Annotated in this window: 18 protein-coding genes; 6 read left to right on the top strand and 12 right to left on the bottom strand. The window is 62.3% G+C overall.

All coding sequences use genetic code 11. The features are described from left to right. The first annotated feature begins 89 nt into the window (after nucleotides 1–89). From DZC73_RS22200 to DZC73_RS22190, 4 genes are all read left to right on the top strand, one after another. A complete protein-coding gene (locus DZC73_RS22200; protein ID WP_124542576.1) occupies nucleotides 90–2,021 on the top strand; it encodes a S9 family peptidase in 1,932 nt (643 codons plus the stop codon). Between the two features lie 302 nt (nucleotides 2,022–2,323). Next, a complete protein-coding gene (locus DZC73_RS22195; RefSeq protein WP_124542575.1) occupies nucleotides 2,324–2,680 on the top strand; it encodes an STIV orfB116 family protein in 357 nt (118 codons plus the stop codon). Between the two features lie 601 nt (nucleotides 2,681–3,281). Then, nucleotides 3,282–3,440 carry a hypothetical protein gene (locus tag DZC73_RS29795; RefSeq protein ID WP_161974699.1) on the top strand — a complete coding sequence of 53 codons (159 nt, stop codon included), beginning with the start codon at nucleotides 3,282–3,284 and terminating at the stop codon, nucleotides 3,438–3,440. 346 nt (nucleotides 3,441–3,786) lie between these two features. Beyond that, nucleotides 3,787–4,401 (top strand): hypothetical protein, encoded by a 615-nt coding sequence (locus DZC73_RS22190; protein WP_124542574.1) that lies wholly within the window; start codon nucleotides 3,787–3,789, stop codon nucleotides 4,399–4,401. Between the two features lie 347 nt (nucleotides 4,402–4,748). Here DZC73_RS22190 and DZC73_RS22185 read toward each other — a convergent pair whose 3' ends face one another. The 6 genes from DZC73_RS22185 to DZC73_RS22160 all read right to left on the bottom strand — a co-directional run bounded on the left by DZC73_RS22185 (nucleotide 4,749) and on the right by DZC73_RS22160 (nucleotide 8,908). After that, a complete protein-coding gene (locus tag DZC73_RS22185) occupies nucleotides 4,749–5,270 on the bottom strand; it encodes a hypothetical protein (RefSeq protein WP_124542573.1) in 522 nt (173 codons plus the stop codon). 336 nt (nucleotides 5,271–5,606) lie between these two features. Then, nucleotides 5,607–5,837 (bottom strand): hypothetical protein, encoded by a 231-nt coding sequence (locus DZC73_RS22180; protein ID WP_124542572.1) that lies wholly within the window; start codon nucleotides 5,835–5,837, stop codon nucleotides 5,607–5,609. A gap of 610 nt (nucleotides 5,838–6,447) precedes the next feature. After that, the gene (locus DZC73_RS22175; RefSeq protein WP_124542571.1) at nucleotides 6,448–6,864 is read right to left on the bottom strand and encodes an ExbD/TolR family protein; all 417 of its coding nucleotides are present in this window, start codon (nucleotides 6,862–6,864) and stop codon (nucleotides 6,448–6,450) included. Nucleotides 6,865–6,874: 10 nt separating this feature from the next. Continuing rightward, nucleotides 6,875–7,537: a MotA/TolQ/ExbB proton channel family protein gene (locus DZC73_RS22170; protein WP_124542570.1), complete on the bottom strand. Its 663-nt coding sequence runs from the start codon at nucleotides 7,535–7,537 to the stop codon at nucleotides 6,875–6,877. 28 nt (nucleotides 7,538–7,565) lie between these two features. Next, on the bottom strand, nucleotides 7,566–8,369 hold the full coding sequence (gene dapB / locus DZC73_RS22165) for a 4-hydroxy-tetrahydrodipicolinate reductase (RefSeq protein ID WP_124542569.1): 804 nt from the start codon (nucleotides 8,367–8,369) through the stop codon (nucleotides 7,566–7,568). Beyond that, complete coding sequence (locus DZC73_RS22160) at nucleotides 8,369–8,908, bottom strand: outer membrane protein assembly factor BamE (protein ID WP_124542568.1); 540 nt, start codon at nucleotides 8,906–8,908, stop codon at nucleotides 8,369–8,371. The genes dapB and DZC73_RS22160 overlap by 1 nt, the downstream gene beginning before the upstream one ends. Nucleotides 8,909–9,008: 100 nt before the next feature. Between DZC73_RS22160 and fur the strand changes: the two genes are divergently transcribed. Continuing rightward, complete coding sequence (gene fur, locus DZC73_RS22155) at nucleotides 9,009–9,443, top strand: ferric iron uptake transcriptional regulator (RefSeq protein ID WP_124542567.1); 435 nt, start codon at nucleotides 9,009–9,011, stop codon at nucleotides 9,441–9,443. A 3-nt stretch (nucleotides 9,444–9,446) separates the two neighbouring features. On the opposite strand, the gene hprK is transcribed toward fur, so the two are convergent. The 3 genes from hprK to hpf all read right to left on the bottom strand — a co-directional run bounded on the left by hprK (nucleotide 9,447) and on the right by hpf (nucleotide 11,479). After that, entirely contained in the window at nucleotides 9,447–10,397 is a 951-nt protein-coding gene (gene hprK / locus DZC73_RS22150; protein WP_124542566.1) for an HPr(Ser) kinase/phosphatase, read from the bottom strand. A gap of 40 nt (nucleotides 10,398–10,437) precedes the next feature. Continuing rightward, nucleotides 10,438–10,908: a PTS sugar transporter subunit IIA gene (locus DZC73_RS22145; protein WP_124542565.1), complete on the bottom strand. Its 471-nt coding sequence runs from the start codon at nucleotides 10,906–10,908 to the stop codon at nucleotides 10,438–10,440. 229 nt (nucleotides 10,909–11,137) lie between these two features. Beyond that, nucleotides 11,138–11,479 (bottom strand): ribosome hibernation-promoting factor, HPF/YfiA family, encoded by a 342-nt coding sequence (gene hpf, locus DZC73_RS22140; RefSeq protein WP_124542564.1) that lies wholly within the window; start codon nucleotides 11,477–11,479, stop codon nucleotides 11,138–11,140. A gap of 386 nt (nucleotides 11,480–11,865) precedes the next feature. Here hpf and corA point away from each other — a divergent pair, with 386 nt between their 5' ends. Further along, the gene (gene corA / locus DZC73_RS22135) at nucleotides 11,866–12,828 is read left to right on the top strand and encodes a magnesium/cobalt transporter CorA (protein WP_124542563.1); all 963 of its coding nucleotides are present in this window, start codon (nucleotides 11,866–11,868) and stop codon (nucleotides 12,826–12,828) included. Between the two features lie 13 nt (nucleotides 12,829–12,841). Here the strand turns inward: corA and DZC73_RS22130 are convergent, their stop codons facing one another. The 3 genes from DZC73_RS22130 to DZC73_RS22120 form a co-directional block, all read right to left on the bottom strand. Next, on the bottom strand, nucleotides 12,842–13,426 hold the full coding sequence (locus DZC73_RS22130) for a hypothetical protein (RefSeq protein WP_124542562.1): 585 nt from the start codon (nucleotides 13,424–13,426) through the stop codon (nucleotides 12,842–12,844). 157 nt (nucleotides 13,427–13,583) lie between these two features. Beyond that, complete coding sequence (locus DZC73_RS22125) at nucleotides 13,584–14,018, bottom strand: nuclear transport factor 2 family protein (protein ID WP_124542561.1); 435 nt, start codon at nucleotides 14,016–14,018, stop codon at nucleotides 13,584–13,586. Between the two features lie 2 nt (nucleotides 14,019–14,020). Beyond that, nucleotides 14,021–14,794 (bottom strand): SDR family NAD(P)-dependent oxidoreductase, encoded by a 774-nt coding sequence (locus DZC73_RS22120; RefSeq protein WP_124542560.1) that lies wholly within the window; start codon nucleotides 14,792–14,794, stop codon nucleotides 14,021–14,023. Nucleotides 14,795–14,803 lie beyond the last annotated feature (9 nt).

The raw sequence follows: 14,803 nt of genomic DNA, 5'->3' as shown, positions 1-14,803 counted from the left end.
CCCAGGAAAACGCCGTTCGTCGCAAGGTCAGGCGCCCGACATGCCTGCGGGCGCATCATCCTGCTCCCACAAAAACCAGGAGGTTTCCCATGAAATTCGTTCGCCCCGCCGTGCTCGCCACGGCGGCGATCGCCGCAGCCACAAGCTGCGTGACTCCCGCGTTCGCCCAGGCCGAGCAGGCCGCCGCCCCCAAGGCCTACCCGGTCAAGGACTTCTTCCGCAACTCGCCCAAGGCCTATTTCCGGCTCTCGGAAGACGGCAAGACCCTCAGCTTCATGCAGCCCTCGGGCGAGGCCAACCGCCGCAACATCTTCGTGCAGCCGCTCAAGGGCAGCCAGCCGCAGGGCGAGCCCCGCCAGCTGACCCAGGAAACCGCCCGCGACATCAGCAACTACTTCTGGAAGGGCAGCCGCACCATCCTCTACACGAAGGACTTCGGCGGCGACGAGAACTTCCACGTGGTGGCGGTCGACACCGTCACCGGCAAGGTCACCGACCTCACGCCCTACCCCGGCGTGCGCGCGTCGCTGGAAAACGACCTGCCCGACGACCCCAACCACATCCTCGTGAGCCACAACAAGCGCGACCCGAAGGTGTTCGACATCTTCAAGGTCGACCTGCGCACCCACAAGGCGGAGCTGGTGGCGCAGAACCCCGGCAACATCGTCGGCTGGAGCATGGACCACGCCGGGCGCGTGCGCATCGGCACCACCAGCGACGGCGTGAACACCTCGGTGCTGTACCGCGACGGCAGCACGGGCGAGTTCAAGCCCATCATCACCACCGACTACAAGACCAGCGTCGACGTGCAGTTCTTCACCGCGGACAACAAGCGCTTCTATGCGCTGTCCAACCGCGGCCGCGACAAGCAGGCGCTGGTGCTGATCGACCCCGCCAAGCCCGATGCCGAGCAGGTGGTGTACGAGAACCCCGAGGTGGACCTGGACAACGCGGCCTGGTCGCGCCTGCGCAAGGTGCTGACGCTGGCCAACTACCAGACCGCCAAGGCCCAGCGCAAGTTCTTCACCGCGCAGGACGAGGCGCTGTACAAGAAGATCGAATCCAAGCTGGCGGGCTATGAGGTAAACCTGCAGTCGGCCACCCGTGCCGAGGACAAGTTCATCGTCGCTGCCTACAACGACAAGACGCCGGGCACGCGCTACGTGTACGACGCCAAGGCTGACACGCTGGCCAAGCTTGCGGACATCAACCCGTGGATCCCCGAGAAGGACATGGCGGTCATCACGCCCGTGAGCTACACGAGCCGCGACGGGCTGAAGATCAACGGCTACCTCACCCTGCCGGTGGCCCGCGGCGACAAGAACCTGCCGTGCATCGTGAACCCGCACGGCGGCCCCTGGGCGCGTGACGGCTGGGGCTACAACCCCGAGGTGCAGTTCCTGGCCAACCGCGGCTACTGCGTGCTGCAGATGAACTTCCGCGGATCCACCGGCTACGGCCGCCAGTTCTGGGAGGCCAGCTTCGGCCAATGGGGCCTGAAGATGCAGGACGACGTGTCCGACGGCGTGCAGTGGCTCATCAAGCAGGGCATCGCCGACCCGAAGCGCGTGGGCATCTACGGCGGCAGCTACGGCGGCTACACCACGCTCGCAGGCGTCACCTTCACGCCGGACCTGTACGCCGCGGCCGTCGACTACGTGGGCGTGAGCAACCTCTTCACCTTCATGAAGACGATCCCGCCGTACTGGAAGCCGATGCTGGAGAAGATGTACGCGATGGTGGGCGACCCCGAGAAGGACAAGGATCGCCTGGCAGCCACCTCACCGGCGCTGCATGCAGACCAGATCAAGACGCCGCTGTTCATCGCCCAGGGCGCACGTGACCCGCGTGTGAACAAGGCGGAGAGCGATCAGGTGGTGGAAGCGCTGAAGAAGCGCGGGGTGGATGTGCAGTACATGGTCAAGGACAACGAAGGCCATGGCTTCCACAACGAGGAGAACCAGTTCGAGTTCTATGGGGCGATGGAGGAGTTTTTTGCGAAACACCTCAAGGGAATGTGAGTCTCCAGCCGTTCTGAAGGATTGAATCAGCGGGCCTCTCGGGGCCCGTTTTTTTATTTCCGCGTGTGTGAGCGAGGCTCCATATTCCGCTTCACGGACGCCTCATTTCGACGTGCGCAATTCGCGCTAGCGACGCAGAGTCGACCCATCGTTCGACGGGTTCGTGCCTGTCATCGGTCTCCCGTCGTGGGAGCTTCTCTTTGCCCCGCTTTGCACATTCATCGTGAGTGTGTGGAGCGAATGTCCGGTTTTCGCACTGGCGGGCTTACGCGAATTTTTTAATTTTTTTGAAAGGAAGAGGCATGAGAACGCTTCTTGGCAACACTTTTCCCCCGGCATATGTTCGCCGGGAATGCAACATCACCATGATCTCTCTGGAGCAGGCGAGAGAGATCCTGGAAGGCGGGTTTGCCTCCTTTTGGGGGCACGAAAATACGGTCCGTGCAGTATCGGACTACTTGAAAATGGAAGTCCCTTACAACCGGGAGAGTGTTCGTCTAGATGACGAAAACTTCCCTAGTTTTGATGGGAAGAGCCATAAAGAAGTAGTTGTGATTTCTCCAACTTATAAGGATCCTGCATTTAGACCCAAAGTTGGAGTGGAGGTGACTCCAGAAGAGATTTGCAGCTGGCATTGCCAGCTCTGGACGTTCATCTAACTGGAACTTAAAAGGGACCGATCGAGAGATCCGTCCCTTTTATTTTTCGCATATCGCAGATATGGGATAATGCCGAGTGCACATCTGTTGTGCGGACAAGAACGACGGCAGTTGTCGGAGCAATATCGTGGCCAACGCGATGCCGCTGTACCAGTGGAAACTCCCCAATTGCGGCTGTAAAAACAGCCTTCTCTTTGCGTGATTTGCGGTGGCGACTGAAGGGGCAGAGCCTTAACCTGATTCAACCCTGCTCGATGTCCTGCAGGTGAAATCAACGGCCTCCGGCGCCTGCCGCCCAAGCGGTCAGCACCTCTCCGGGACACATACCCTACGACGCTGCGGCGCCCTGCCGCCTCCCAGTTGCACATCTGCGAGTGGAGACAAGTCGACCGACGAGCCTTCACGAGGCGAAACCTCACCCAATTCATCGAGGTCTCGATTGCCCTTTTGCTCCTTGCCCATCGCGGGTGATGAGTGGGCCTCCATCGCGGAGAAGCATCGACTCGGGCCTACGGCCTGGAATGTTGATTGAGGTAATTCAGAAAGATGTTCGCACATTCTTTCTGAGGTACTTTTAATTTTATTAATCTAGGAGACGAAAATGTTGCAATCAATTCTTGAGTTTATTGGAAATTGCAGTAATGTGTTTGGTATGGCAGCTGGAGTTTTTGCTATTTTGACTTGGATGCAGGTCAAAATTGGACAGAAGCGCGAGCTGGCAGAAATTAACCGCCTTGATCAAAAGATCAAGGTTTTTTGAAGAACGGGGACCGAATTATTGCGTTGCCTCTAGTTCTTCGCAGGAAGAACGCAACGCGGGCCGAGTTGCTCGGGATTCTAGGAATGGTTCCAATGAAGGAGAAAGGGAAACGTTTTTCCCTATCCTTTCTGGGAACATTAAAGTTCCTTGAAGCTATTGATCAGCTTCAAATGGGGGTGGAAACGGAATTCACCATTCCATGTTCCTCAGATGAGATTGAGCAGTTTGATCTCAACTGATCACCACATGAAGCCATGCAGCAATGCGCGGCTTCATGTACCTCCTTTTTTACTCAACTGAGACTTGGCCTATGCCGGTCTCTTCCTTTTTTGCATGGGAGAAGAAAATGAAAACTACCTTCAATGATGGAATTGGCAGCCGCGGGCTGCATCACATTAATCTGCTGGCAGCTAGGACCGGGGACGGCAAACAAGTAATTTTTAAGTTTGAGGGTCAGGCCCTTCCAGGTGTTGTCCAGATCATTAAATCCACGTACCAAAAGAATGGGAAGTGGTCCAAAACTGAGTGGGAGATCGAGACGCCTGACGGCGTGTTGCCTTTCACGCGGTCTCAATCCTGGGGGACCGGGAATTGGCTGGATGCCCAAACTTGGGTAGCGGCCATTGAAGAGTTCACTGGATCTCTGGACCTGGAACCAAATGCTGTGGAACGGTTCATTCGCGCAACTTGGCAAAAGACAACCGAACGGTTGGACAAGGCCGAGTTGGAATATGCCCAGCCGGCTGAGCCGATCCTGCAGGAGCTTCTGCGGGCTCAGGAAGAATTGGCAGCAGCTCAGCGCGAGCTTGCTGCCGTTGCAGTGGAAGTGTCAGCGCTTGAAAAAGCTGAAGCTTCCCGGATCGAAGCCCAGGAGGTACGTGATCGCGCCTCCAAAGCTCGAGACGCTCTAAGTGGCAAGAAAAAGATGTCACTTGACGAGTTGAAAGCTCTCGTCGCCTAGTGACTTCGAAGTCCAGTCCGATACAGTTCCCACAAGGGGCTGTGTCGGACTCGGGCGACATCACACTTCCATGCGCATATGCGCGCCATCCACGCATTTGCGACCAGCGCGTCCAATCGCAGGTGCAGCCACAGATGGTATTCACTCCCCGCACGCTAAGCCGGATCGCATCCATCGCAGAGTTTGCCCTTGAGCCAACTCTTGCCAGGCAGCCCGATGTGGTTACGGCATGCGGTAAGCACGCTCTCCAAGTTCCGCGAACACGTGAACTTGGCAAACCAGACCGCAACGCCCACAGACAACGGAAAGAAGCCGAGGCCTGACGGATGGTCCGTCAGGCACTCGACTTAAGACGCCAACCGCACAGCTGCGCGGTAGACGTGCGACGCTTTGAGCGTCGCGTCAGGCCTCGTCGCGAGGTCCAGGAGCCGGCGCAATGCCGGACTCTTGATCGCCAGGAAGGCCAGATCCTGGCGTCTTACCCCGCTCCAAGGGTGAGGCCAAACCCCCTCAGATTGGATCTGCCCGAAGGGATCGTGGAAACATGCCACCCCTACGCCTTCGGCGTGCAGGTAAAACACATTCCCATCCCAGCCGCTTTGGCAGTCCAAAGCGGCTGCAGAGTCCACCGCCGGCCCCTTGAGTTCGTAGAACTCTTCGGAGACCGACTTTGCGGCCCAGTTGCAGGCCTCGCAAAGGAGGACCGCATCTGCTGGGCGGTCTGGCTCAAGCATCGCAGCCTCGGCCAAACCAGCCTCGATAAGCCGGCCGCGAACCTCATACAGTGGCTCGCGACTGACGTCGATGGGTTCAACATTGCCCATCAAATCCAGCACTTCTACGCCCTTCAAAAAACGAGCTGCTTTCATTTTTATCTCCTTCAAGATTTTGATTATTGGACCGCTTCATGCCTGCCGGCGCGAGAACCGGTAAAACGCTTGATGCCCTGCAATGAGGGATCAGGTGAGGCTGGGAAACTCCCGCGATGGGAGATCGATGACGGGCATGATGTCCGTCGATCAATGCCACAGACTCTAGAGCGAACTCCAGCTTCATGCACGGCGAAAAGAGCTCCCGATCAGACGGAATTTGTTCCCCGGAGCCGCAGCGTTTGGACGCCGCTCCGGGCTTCTTGTCAACAAAGCCCGGGGCTTGGGCTACAAACGAAGAAGGCCGCATTGCGCGGCCTTCTCTGCTCATCGTTCCTAGTTTTTCCAGCTCCACTGGCCAGCTGGAATTTCGGCCGATTCGGTTGAATTGTCTTGGAAAATGAGTTCAACCTTCAGGGCCGAACCCGACGCAACCATGATTTGATTCATCATCTTGTTGGTCTTTCCGGCACGCTTGCGAGCCGCACAGATGGAGTCAATCTTGGTTTTTAGCCCTGACAATGCTGAGGTTGCGATTGAAACGCTGTTGCTGATGTCTCTTGACATATTCTGCTCCTAGTCTTGTTTTTGATTTTCCACACATTGTGGCCCTTCTCGGTACGCAGCCGGACGTGGTGGGGGTCCAAGACCCAACAGTCACATCCATCCGCTTCATCAGTTGATGCCACCTCTTCTTCTCATTCCCTGTTTCGCACAAGGCAAGGCCCGGACGCCTTCGCCGGCCACGGAAGGCCGACAGGGGATGCGCACCGCTTCCTGTGCGGAGGTGATTCGAATCACCGCGGTGCGCAACATCCAGGGACCAGCATCAGGTCGGACGCGGGTTTCGCCTTGTCAAGGCTCATCAGCCTGGATGGCTGGCGACTGTCTCTAGTCGCCACGAAGTGAGATGCGGTTGAATCGCCGGTGTCAGGGAAGTACCGGCTCGTGAAGTTGCAGCTTGTTCGATGGGAAGAAAGCCGCGGCGACCGCGAGGAAGACCGGGGGGTCGGTGTTCAGCCGCGAGACGGCTTCTCGCGTGCTGGTGTTAAGACTTTCTCACATGCCGCGGATGGGCGCTCGTCGAAACTCCGGGGATACGGGGCGCATTTCGTTTCACCCACGCGGGCGCAAGAGACTCACGGCAGCGACACCTGGTCGGCGCCGCGCTTCTCAGTCAATTCGTCGGCTGTGCAACGAACCCGATGCGGTTGAGCCCCGCCTTCTGCACCACCCCGATCAGCTCCGCCACCTGCCCGTATGGCACCGTCTTGTCGGCGCGCAGCTGCACCTCGGTCTGCGGGTTCTTGCGCGCCGTCTCGGCCATGCGCTTGGCGAAGGTGGCTGCATCCACCGCCTCATCGGCGATGTAAAGCTTGCCCTGCGGGTCGATGGCCACGGACACGTAGCTCGGCGTGTCGGCCGGCTGCGCCGCGTCGGTCTTAGGCAGGTCCAGCTTGAGGCTGGAGGTCATCAAGGGCGCGGTGATCATGAAGATCACCAGCAGCACCAGCATGACGTCGATCAGCGGCGTCATGTTGATGTCGCTCATCGGCTGCGGGCCGGTGGTGCGTTCCAGGCGTCCGAAGGCCATGGCGGCGTCCTCAGGCGGCCGAGGGCTGCTGCACCTCGGCGATCATCTCGCGCAGGTCGTGCGCGAAGCCTTCGAGGTCGGCTTCGCTGGCCGCCACGCGCTTGCCGAAGATGTTGTAGGCCAGCACGGCGGGAATCGCCACGGCCAGGCCAGCGGCAGTCATCACCAGCGCCTCGCCCACCGGGCCTGACACGCGCTCGATGGTGATGGCGCCTGCCGCAGAGATCGCGCCCAGCGCGTTGTAGATGCCCCAGACGGTGCCGAACAGGCCGATGAAGGGCGCCGTGCTGCCGATGGACGCCAGCAGCACCTGGCCGTACTGCAGCTGGGCCAGCACCGCATGCAGCGCATCGCGCAGGCGGCGGGTGAGCTGCGAGTCGACGTGGCCACGGGCTTCCAGGGTATTGGCGTTGGGCGCGGCCATTGCGGCGCTCAGCAAAGGCTCCAGGACACCCTCGCGGTCCAGCGCCACCAGGCGCTCGCGGCCGGCGTTCAGGTCCGACGCGGCCCAGAAGGCCGGCACGGCGCGCTCGATGTCCACGCGCACGCGGCGCAGCAGCCAGCCCTTCCAGAAGATCATCACCCAGGCGCTGATGGACATCAGCAGCAGGAGCACCGCCACGCTGCGGGTGATGGCATCGCCTTGTTGCCAAAAATGCTGCAAGCCGCTCATCGGTGGCCTTTCTTGTGGGGGCTGTGGGTCAGAAGCCGAGGACCTGGTCCATCCCGTAGATGCCCGCGGGTTGGCCGGCCAGGAAACGCGCGGCCCGCAGGGCGCCCTGCGCAAACACGGCACGGCTGGTGGCCTTGTGGCTGATCTCGATGCGCTCGCCGATGCCGGCGAAGAGCACGGTGTGGTCACCGATGATGTCGCCGCCGCGCACCGTGGCGAAACCGATGGTCGACGGGTCGCGCTCGCCGGTGATGCCTTCGCGGCCGTACACCGCGCATTCCTTGAGGTCGCGTCCCAGCGCGCCGGCCACGGCTTCGCCCATGGCGAGCGCGGTGCCGCTGGGCGCATCGACCTTGTGGCGGTGGTGTGCCTCGACGATTTCGATGTCGAAGCCCTGGTTGAGCGCGCGCGCTGCCGACTGCAGCAGCTTGAGCACCACGTTCACGCCCACACTCATGTTGGCCGCCATCATGATGGCCACGCGCTTGCCGTGCTCGGCAATCTGCGCCTTCTGCGCCTCGTTGAAGCCAGTCGTGCCGATGACCAGCTTCACGCCCAGTTCTTCGCAGGCGGCCAGGTGGGCCATCGTGCCGTCGGGACGGGTGAAGTCGATCAGCACCTGGGCGTTGGCCAGGCCGGCCTTCAGGTCGGAGGTGATGGCCACGCCGCTGGTCTTGCCGAGGAAGGCTTCGGCATCGTGGCCGATGGCGGACGAACCGGCCACATCCAGTGCGCCGGCCAGCACCAGGCCATCGGCAGCGCTCACCGCCTCGATGAGCATGCGGCCCATGCGGCCGGACGCCCCGGCGATGGCAATGCGGACCGGCTCCATCAGCGGGCCTCGAGCGGCGGGTAGCTGCGTGCGGGCGCAGATGCGGCCGCTGCCTGCGCAGGCGCATCCACCTTCTTGGGCACGGGCAAGGCCTTGACCTGCTCGTCGGTCAGCGCCAGCGGCGGGGCGTTGCGCTTGGTCTTGAAGGTGTCGATGGACTGCACGAAGTCGCGCTCGGCCGGCAGTTCGCCGCCCGTGTCGATGCTCTTCATGGTGTCGCCGTCGAACAGCACCACCACGCTGCGGCGCTGGGGTTCCGCGCCCTGGCGGCGGATGGTGAAGACGTAGTCCCACCGGTTCTGGTGGAAGGCGTCGGTGATGAGCGGCGCACCGAGGATGTCGCGGATCTGCGCGCGGTTCATGCCCGGCTTGATCGCCTGGGCCTGCTCCTTGGTGACCACGTTGCCTTGCACGACCTCGACCCGGTAGGGTGTGACCACACCCAGGAAGTTGTCGGAGGATTGCAGCGATTCACAGCCTGCAAGCAGCGCACAGAGCGCAGCGGCGGCCACGCCAAGGGAAAAGGGGAGCGAACGCATGGTCACGGATGGGGAACGCCGGCAGGGGGCGCCAACCTCGATATGATCGAGCGATTCTAGCGGGTGGCCCACGGGCGGCCGCCGCTTCGGAGCCACCTCCATGACACACGCCGACGAACTCAAGAGCAGCGGGCTGAAAGCCACCCTGCCGCGCATCAAGATCCTCGAGGTCTTCCAGAAGTCCACCCAACGGCACATGACCGCGGAAGACGTGTTCAAGGTGCTGCTGGCCGAAGGCTCCGACGTGGGACTGGCGACGGTCTACCGCGTGCTGATGCAGTTCGAACAGGCCGGGCTGCTGTCACGCAACCATTTCGAGACGGGCAAGTCGGTTTTCGAGCTGAACGAAGGCAAGCACCACGATCACCTGGTCTGCATGGACTGCGGCCGGGTGGAAGAGTTCTTCGACGCGGAGATCGAGAAGCGGCAGAAGGCGGTGGCGCAGACCCGTGGGTTCGAGCTGCAGGAGCATTCGCTGTCCCTCTACGCCGCCTGCACCAAGAAAAACTGCCCCCACCGCCCGGCGAACAAATAAACCCTATTCGGGTTTGTTCATGGCCTTCTGATGGCGCTCGATGAACTCGCGGTACGTGTCGATACCGCGCAGCTGCAAGATGGTGTTGCGCACCGCCGCCTCCACCAGCACGGCCAGATTGCGGCCCGCGTCCACGGCGATCACCACCTTGCGGACCGGCACATCGAGGATGTCCTCGTACAGCGGCTCGTAAGGCAGCCGCTCGAACTCGCGCTCCAGCGTCTCCTTGCGCACCAGGTGCACGATGAGCTTGAGCCGCATTTTCCGGCGCACCGCCGTCTCGCCGAAGATGGCCTTGATGTCCAGCAAGCCGATGCCGCGCACTTCAAGCAGATTCAGCAGCAGTTCGGGGCAGCGGCCGTCCAGCGAGGTCTGCGACACGCGGTACAGGTCCACCGCGTCGTCGGCGACGAGGCCGTGACCGCGCGAGATCAGTTCCAGGCCCAGTTCGCTCTTGCCCAACCCTGATTCACCCGTTAGCAGCACCCCCAGGCCGAGAATGTCCATGAACACGCCATGGCGGGTCGTGCGTTCGGCGAAGAGCTGGCCCAGGTAACCGCGCACCACGTCGATCACGTGGCCGGCGGATTCCTCCGTCACGAACAGCGGGATGTCCGCCCGGTCGCACATGGCCACCAGCTTGTCGGGGGGCGTCTGCGCATCGGCCACGATCAGCACCGGCGGCTCCAGCGTGACGATGCGCGAGATGCGCCGCTCGATCACGTCGGGCGTGGACTGGCTGAGGTAGGCCACCTCGCGGCGCCCCACGAGCTGTACACGGTACGGGTGGATGTAGTTGAGGTAGCCCACCAGGTCCGCCGCAGACTGTGCGTTGCGCACGGCCGCCTCGTCGAAGCGGCGCTCAGGGTGGGCATGACCGGCGATCCACTCCCAGCGCAGGGAGGGGCGGTGTTCTTCGAAGAGCGCTTCCGCGCTGATGCTTGTTGGTTTCACGCTGTCTCGGCTCCAGCCGGAACCTTACAGCATGAATGGATCAGGCGACCGACTTGAGCGGTTCCCAATTGGAGATCAGCTCGTGGACCTTGGCCGCATCGCCCTCGGTCTTCAGGCGCTCGCGCAGTTCGCGGTCGCTGAGCATCTCGGCGATTTCGGACAGGATTTCGAGGTGGCGCTGGGTGGCCGCTTCAGGCACCAGCAGGAAGATGAGCAGCGCGACAGACTCATCGTCGGGCGCATCGAAGGGAATGGGCTGCTGCACGCGCAATACGGCGGCCAGCGGGTTCTTCAGGCCCTTGATGCGTCCGTGGGGGATGGCCACGCCATGGCCGAGGCCCGTGGAACCCAGGCGCTCGCGGGCGAAGAGGTTGTCGGTGACGGTGGCACGCGCGATGGCGTGCTGGTTTTCGAACAGCAGCCCGGCATGCTCGAACACGCGTTTCTTGCTCGTGGATTCCACGTCGACGAGGACGTTGCTGACGGGCAGGATGGCGGCAAGACGATTCATGATGGGTCCGGGCGCCTGCTTCAACCTGTGGGGCCTCGCGGGGCGCTCGCGTTCGGCCGGGTCACCAAATTATAAAAATCAGTGGGGTTATTGCGTCGAAAGATTGTGCACCGGGCTGCTGCATCGCAGCAACGCCACCAGCCCCTGCGTTCATGGTGGTGTGCGATATGCAGCAAAAAGCGGCCCTCAGGCCGCTTTGGTTGACCACTGTTGCAATTGGGCATGACCGTCAGCTGGTCGTGGCGTCCATCCGCTTCGGTGCAACGTGGTGGTGATCGTTGATGCGGTCCTTGTGGCGGCACACCTGGCGATCCAGCTTGTCCATCAGCTGGTCGATGGCCGCGTAGAGGTCTTCGTGTGAATTTTCTACAAAGATGTCCTTGCCTTTCACGTGCAGCGTGACCTCGGCCTTCTGCCTGCGTTCCTTTTCCTTCAGCTTTTCGACTGACAACAGCACATTGATGTCCACCACCTGGTCGAAATGCCGCGTGACACGGTCTAGCTTGGTGAGCACGTACTCGCGCAGAGCCGGCGTCACTTCAAGGTGATGGCCGCTGATCGTCAGGTTCATGGGTACTCCTTTCACAGGGGGTGAGGAAACCGGGAGGAAACAGGAAGACGAGGGATGGGAAGAGGTAGCGGAGGTCTGGAATCGGTCTGATCGACGCAAGGTCGTTGAACCCAGTGTGCACGCGAACAGGGGGTGTGACAAGCGAATGACACCAGCGCTAACACCCGGCCACAGGAGGCGAATCGGATGCCATAATTTCGGTCTTTGCTACTCCTTGGAGTGCCCTCTTGGACGTGCCCCCTACTCGGTGACCGTCCACTCCAGCAGGCCCGGCGCGTTCTGACGCGGGCCCGGGCCGGGGTGAGACGGTCGGATGTGTACCCGAACCCGTATCCACCCAGGCCCCGAAGCCGCGAGACACGCGCCTTCGTCTTGCCGGAGTTTCCATGCTGAACGTTTTCACGCTGGCCAACGGCCGGCTCTTCCAGGAAGAAATCGAGAGCCTCGACGAACTGGCGCATGTGCAGCCGGTCTGGGTCGACCTGGAAGAACCCACGCCCGAGGAAAAAGGCTGGATCGCCCAGCATTTCGGCGTGACCATTCCCGAAGATGCGGTGGACGACGACCTGGAAGAGTCGGCCCGCTTCTACGAGGAAGACAGCGGCGAGTTGCACATCCGTTCCGACTTCCTCATCGATGACGGCGAGACGCCGCGCAACGTGCGCGTGGCCTTCATCCTCTTCAAGGGCGTGCTGTTCTCGGTGCACACCGAAGACCTGCCGGTGTTCCGGCTGCTGCGGCTGCGGGCGCGGCGCATCCCCGCCTTGATCGAGGACGCCAAGGACGTGCTGCTCAAGCTGTACGACGCCGACGCCGAGTACAGCGCCGATGCGCTGGAGGGCATCTACGACAGCCTGGAGGCGGTGAGCAACCGCGTGCTCAAGTCCGACGTGAACGACCAGACCGCCGGCGAGGCGCTGGCCGCCATCGCGCGCGAGGAAGACCTGAACGGGCGCATCCGCCGCAACGTGATGGACACGCGCCGCGCGGTGAGCTTCATGATGCGCGCGCGCATGCTCAACGCCGAGCAGTTCGAGGAAGCCCGCCAGATCCTTCGCGACATCGACTCGCTGGACAGCCACACCACGTTCCTCTTCGACAAGATCAACTTCCTGATGAACGCCACCGTCGGCTTCATCAACATCAACCAGAACAAGATCATCAAGATCTTCTCGGTCGCCAGCGTCGCACTGCTGCCGCCCACGTTGATCGCCAGCATCTACGGCATGAACTTCAAGGGCATGCCGGAACTGGACTGGTCGCTGGGCTACCCGTACGCGCTGGGGTTGATGGTGGCCTCGGTGGCGGCGCCCTTCCTTTATTTCAGGAACAAGGGCTGGCTGCGTTGACCAGGGTCAAGCCTCAATCACGCAGCGCGACCATCTGGTCGATCATCGGCCGGCGGTCAGGGTCCTGCTGGTCGGTGGGCAGGCGGTAGACGAAATCCTGCGAGTCGGTGGCCATCGACAGGCGCTCGGCGCTGTCGGGCACATAGGCCTCGTAGATGCTGTCGGAGAACCACTCGTCGGTGGGCGTCATCGCGGCGATCATCTCGCCTATCTTGTCCTCATCCGGCGCAGGCGTGTTCAGCGCCACCAGGCGGTCGTGCTCCTCATGCACGAAGGCTTCGCGCTGGGCCAGCACGCGGTCGCTCGCGCCGCCCTCGCCGGAGTCGTTGAGCAGGCCGTGCGCACGCGCGGTCTTCAGCTCTTCCTTCACCTGATGGCGCGAAGCCACGCTGTCGCGGGTGATGGCGTCATGGAACTGCGTGGCCTCGCCCAGGTCCGTGGCCCAGGCAGTGTGGGTGGCGGTGGTCGCCTCGCTGGATGCCGTCGTCCCCGCGGACTGCGGGTCCCACTGCGTCGCCTCGGTGGCGTGGGCGCTGAAGCCCACCAGCGCGGTCACGGCGGCAATGGCGGTCATGCGAAGGGTGGTGGATCGGGTCATGTCAGCCTCCTGTTTCGGCGCATTTGCGCCATGGACATGCAGGCTTGGACCGGACCGGTTGACTCGCGTTTCGCAACAAAACCGCTCAGCGGTTGGCGCTTCGAAACGCAGCGGCACACCCGCCCACACCGCGGCGCAGGCTTGTCCTACACGTGTTTCACGCGTTGGCGCGGCGCTTGAGCCAGCGCATCAGCCCGCCCAGCAGCGGCAGCTTCTCGTACAGCTCCTCGGCCGCATCCCAGTAGTCGCGGTGCAGGCACACCAGGCCTTCGGCATCGAAGCGCAGGTGCGAGCCGCCGCGCACCGTCTGCACGTCGCTGCGATAGCGCTGGAAGCGGAAGAGAAAGTCCCAGGTGAGGAAGCATTGGTCACCCTGGACGATGGCCTCGTGCACCACGAAACGCGGCTCGTGCAGCGACTCGAACATGTGCGCGAACACACCTTCAATCGCGGGCACGCCCTGCACGTCGTTGAACGGATCCTTGAAACGCGCGTTGGCGGCGTAGAAGTGGCCCAGGCGCTTCACGTCGGCCGGCGTCAGCGTCTCGAACAAGGTGACGATTCGCTGAACACGCGGGTCTTGCGCCTTCATCCTCACAGCCCCGTCGCGCGCTTCATGGCGCGGAAATACATCGCGTCGCTGACATGCCGCAAGGCCTTGAGCCACAGCGTGAAGCGCTTGGGAAAGTGGATCTCGAAGCGACCCGCCTCCCAGCCCGCGACGATCTGCCGCGCGGCCTCCTCGGGCGTGATGAGCGCGGGCATCTTGAACTCGTTGACCGCCGTCATCGGCGTCTCCACGAAACCCGGGTTCACCACCGACACGCCGATGCCCAGCGGCCGCAAGTCCATGTAGAGGATGTCGGCGAGGTTGATGAGCGCCGCCTTGGTCGGCCCGTAGGCCAGCGCCTGCGGCAGGCCGCGGTAGCCCGCCACGCTGGACACGAGGCTCAGGTGGCCGGATCTCTGCGCCATGAGCACCGGCAGCATTGCGTCCAGCAAGTGCAGCGCGCCCTCGTAATTCACGCGCTGGTGGTGCAGCACCTCGTCGAGCTTGAAAGACGTGGCGCGCATGGCCTGGTAGGTGCCGGCGCAGTACATCGCGAGGTCGATGCGCCCGAAACGGTTCCTCACCACCTCGCAGGCGGCATGCACCGCCTCCTTGTCGGTGGCATCCAGCGGCACGCCCAGGCTGCCGGGGCGCTCGGCCTCGAAGGCCGCGAGCGCCTTGGCGTGCCGCGCCGACACCACCACCTGTGCACCACGGGCGTGCAGCAGCGCTGCCGTCGCGCGGCCGATGCCGGTGGATGCTCCCACCAGCCAGACCACCTGGCCGTTCCAGTCCGTGATGCGTGGATTGAGTGCCATGGCAACGCA

Source organism: Rhizobacter terrae (genome assembly GCF_003852895.1).
Lineage (GTDB): Bacteria > Pseudomonadota > Gammaproteobacteria > Burkholderiales > Burkholderiaceae_C > Albitalea > Albitalea terrae.
The sequence above is the reverse complement of the archived record's forward strand: the minus strand, read 5'-3'. Positions and strand labels throughout refer to the sequence as shown.

Bases quoted from the DNA above. Each gene is read 5' to 3' on its own strand.
- DZC73_RS22170 (WP_124542570.1), bottom strand. From the start codon at position 7,537: ATGAGCGGCTTGCAGCATTTTTGGCAACAAGGCGATGCCATCACCCGC.
- fur (WP_124542567.1), top strand. From the start codon at position 9,009: ATGACACACGCCGACGAACTCAAGAGCAGCGGGCTGAAAGCCACCCTG.
- DZC73_RS22175 (WP_124542571.1), bottom strand. From the start codon at position 6,864: ATGGCCTTCGGACGCCTGGAACGCACCACCGGCCCGCAGCCGATGAGC.
- dapB (WP_124542569.1), bottom strand. From the start codon at position 8,369: ATGGAGCCGGTCCGCATTGCCATCGCCGGGGCGTCCGGCCGCATGGGC.
- DZC73_RS22180 (WP_124542572.1), bottom strand. From the start codon at position 5,837: ATGTCAAGAGACATCAGCAACAGCGTTTCAATCGCAACCTCAGCATTG.
- DZC73_RS22200 (WP_124542576.1), top strand. From the start codon at position 90: ATGAAATTCGTTCGCCCCGCCGTGCTCGCCACGGCGGCGATCGCCGCA.
- corA (WP_124542563.1), top strand. From the start codon at position 11,866: ATGCTGAACGTTTTCACGCTGGCCAACGGCCGGCTCTTCCAGGAAGAA.
- DZC73_RS22195 (WP_124542575.1), top strand. From the start codon at position 2,324: ATGAGAACGCTTCTTGGCAACACTTTTCCCCCGGCATATGTTCGCCGG.
- hpf (WP_124542564.1), bottom strand. From the start codon at position 11,479: ATGAACCTGACGATCAGCGGCCATCACCTTGAAGTGACGCCGGCTCTG.
- DZC73_RS22145 (WP_124542565.1), bottom strand. From the start codon at position 10,908: ATGAATCGTCTTGCCGCCATCCTGCCCGTCAGCAACGTCCTCGTCGAC.
- DZC73_RS29795 (WP_161974699.1), top strand. From the start codon at position 3,282: ATGTTGCAATCAATTCTTGAGTTTATTGGAAATTGCAGTAATGTGTTT.
- DZC73_RS22125 (WP_124542561.1), bottom strand. From the start codon at position 14,018: ATGAAGGCGCAAGACCCGCGTGTTCAGCGAATCGTCACCTTGTTCGAG.
- DZC73_RS22130 (WP_124542562.1), bottom strand. From the start codon at position 13,426: ATGACCCGATCCACCACCCTTCGCATGACCGCCATTGCCGCCGTGACC.
- DZC73_RS22160 (WP_124542568.1), bottom strand. From the start codon at position 8,908: ATGCGTTCGCTCCCCTTTTCCCTTGGCGTGGCCGCCGCTGCGCTCTGT.
- DZC73_RS22120 (WP_124542560.1), bottom strand. From the start codon at position 14,794: ATGGCACTCAATCCACGCATCACGGACTGGAACGGCCAGGTGGTCTGG.
- DZC73_RS22190 (WP_124542574.1), top strand. From the start codon at position 3,787: ATGAAAACTACCTTCAATGATGGAATTGGCAGCCGCGGGCTGCATCAC.
- DZC73_RS22185 (WP_124542573.1), bottom strand. From the start codon at position 5,270: ATGAAAGCAGCTCGTTTTTTGAAGGGCGTAGAAGTGCTGGATTTGATG.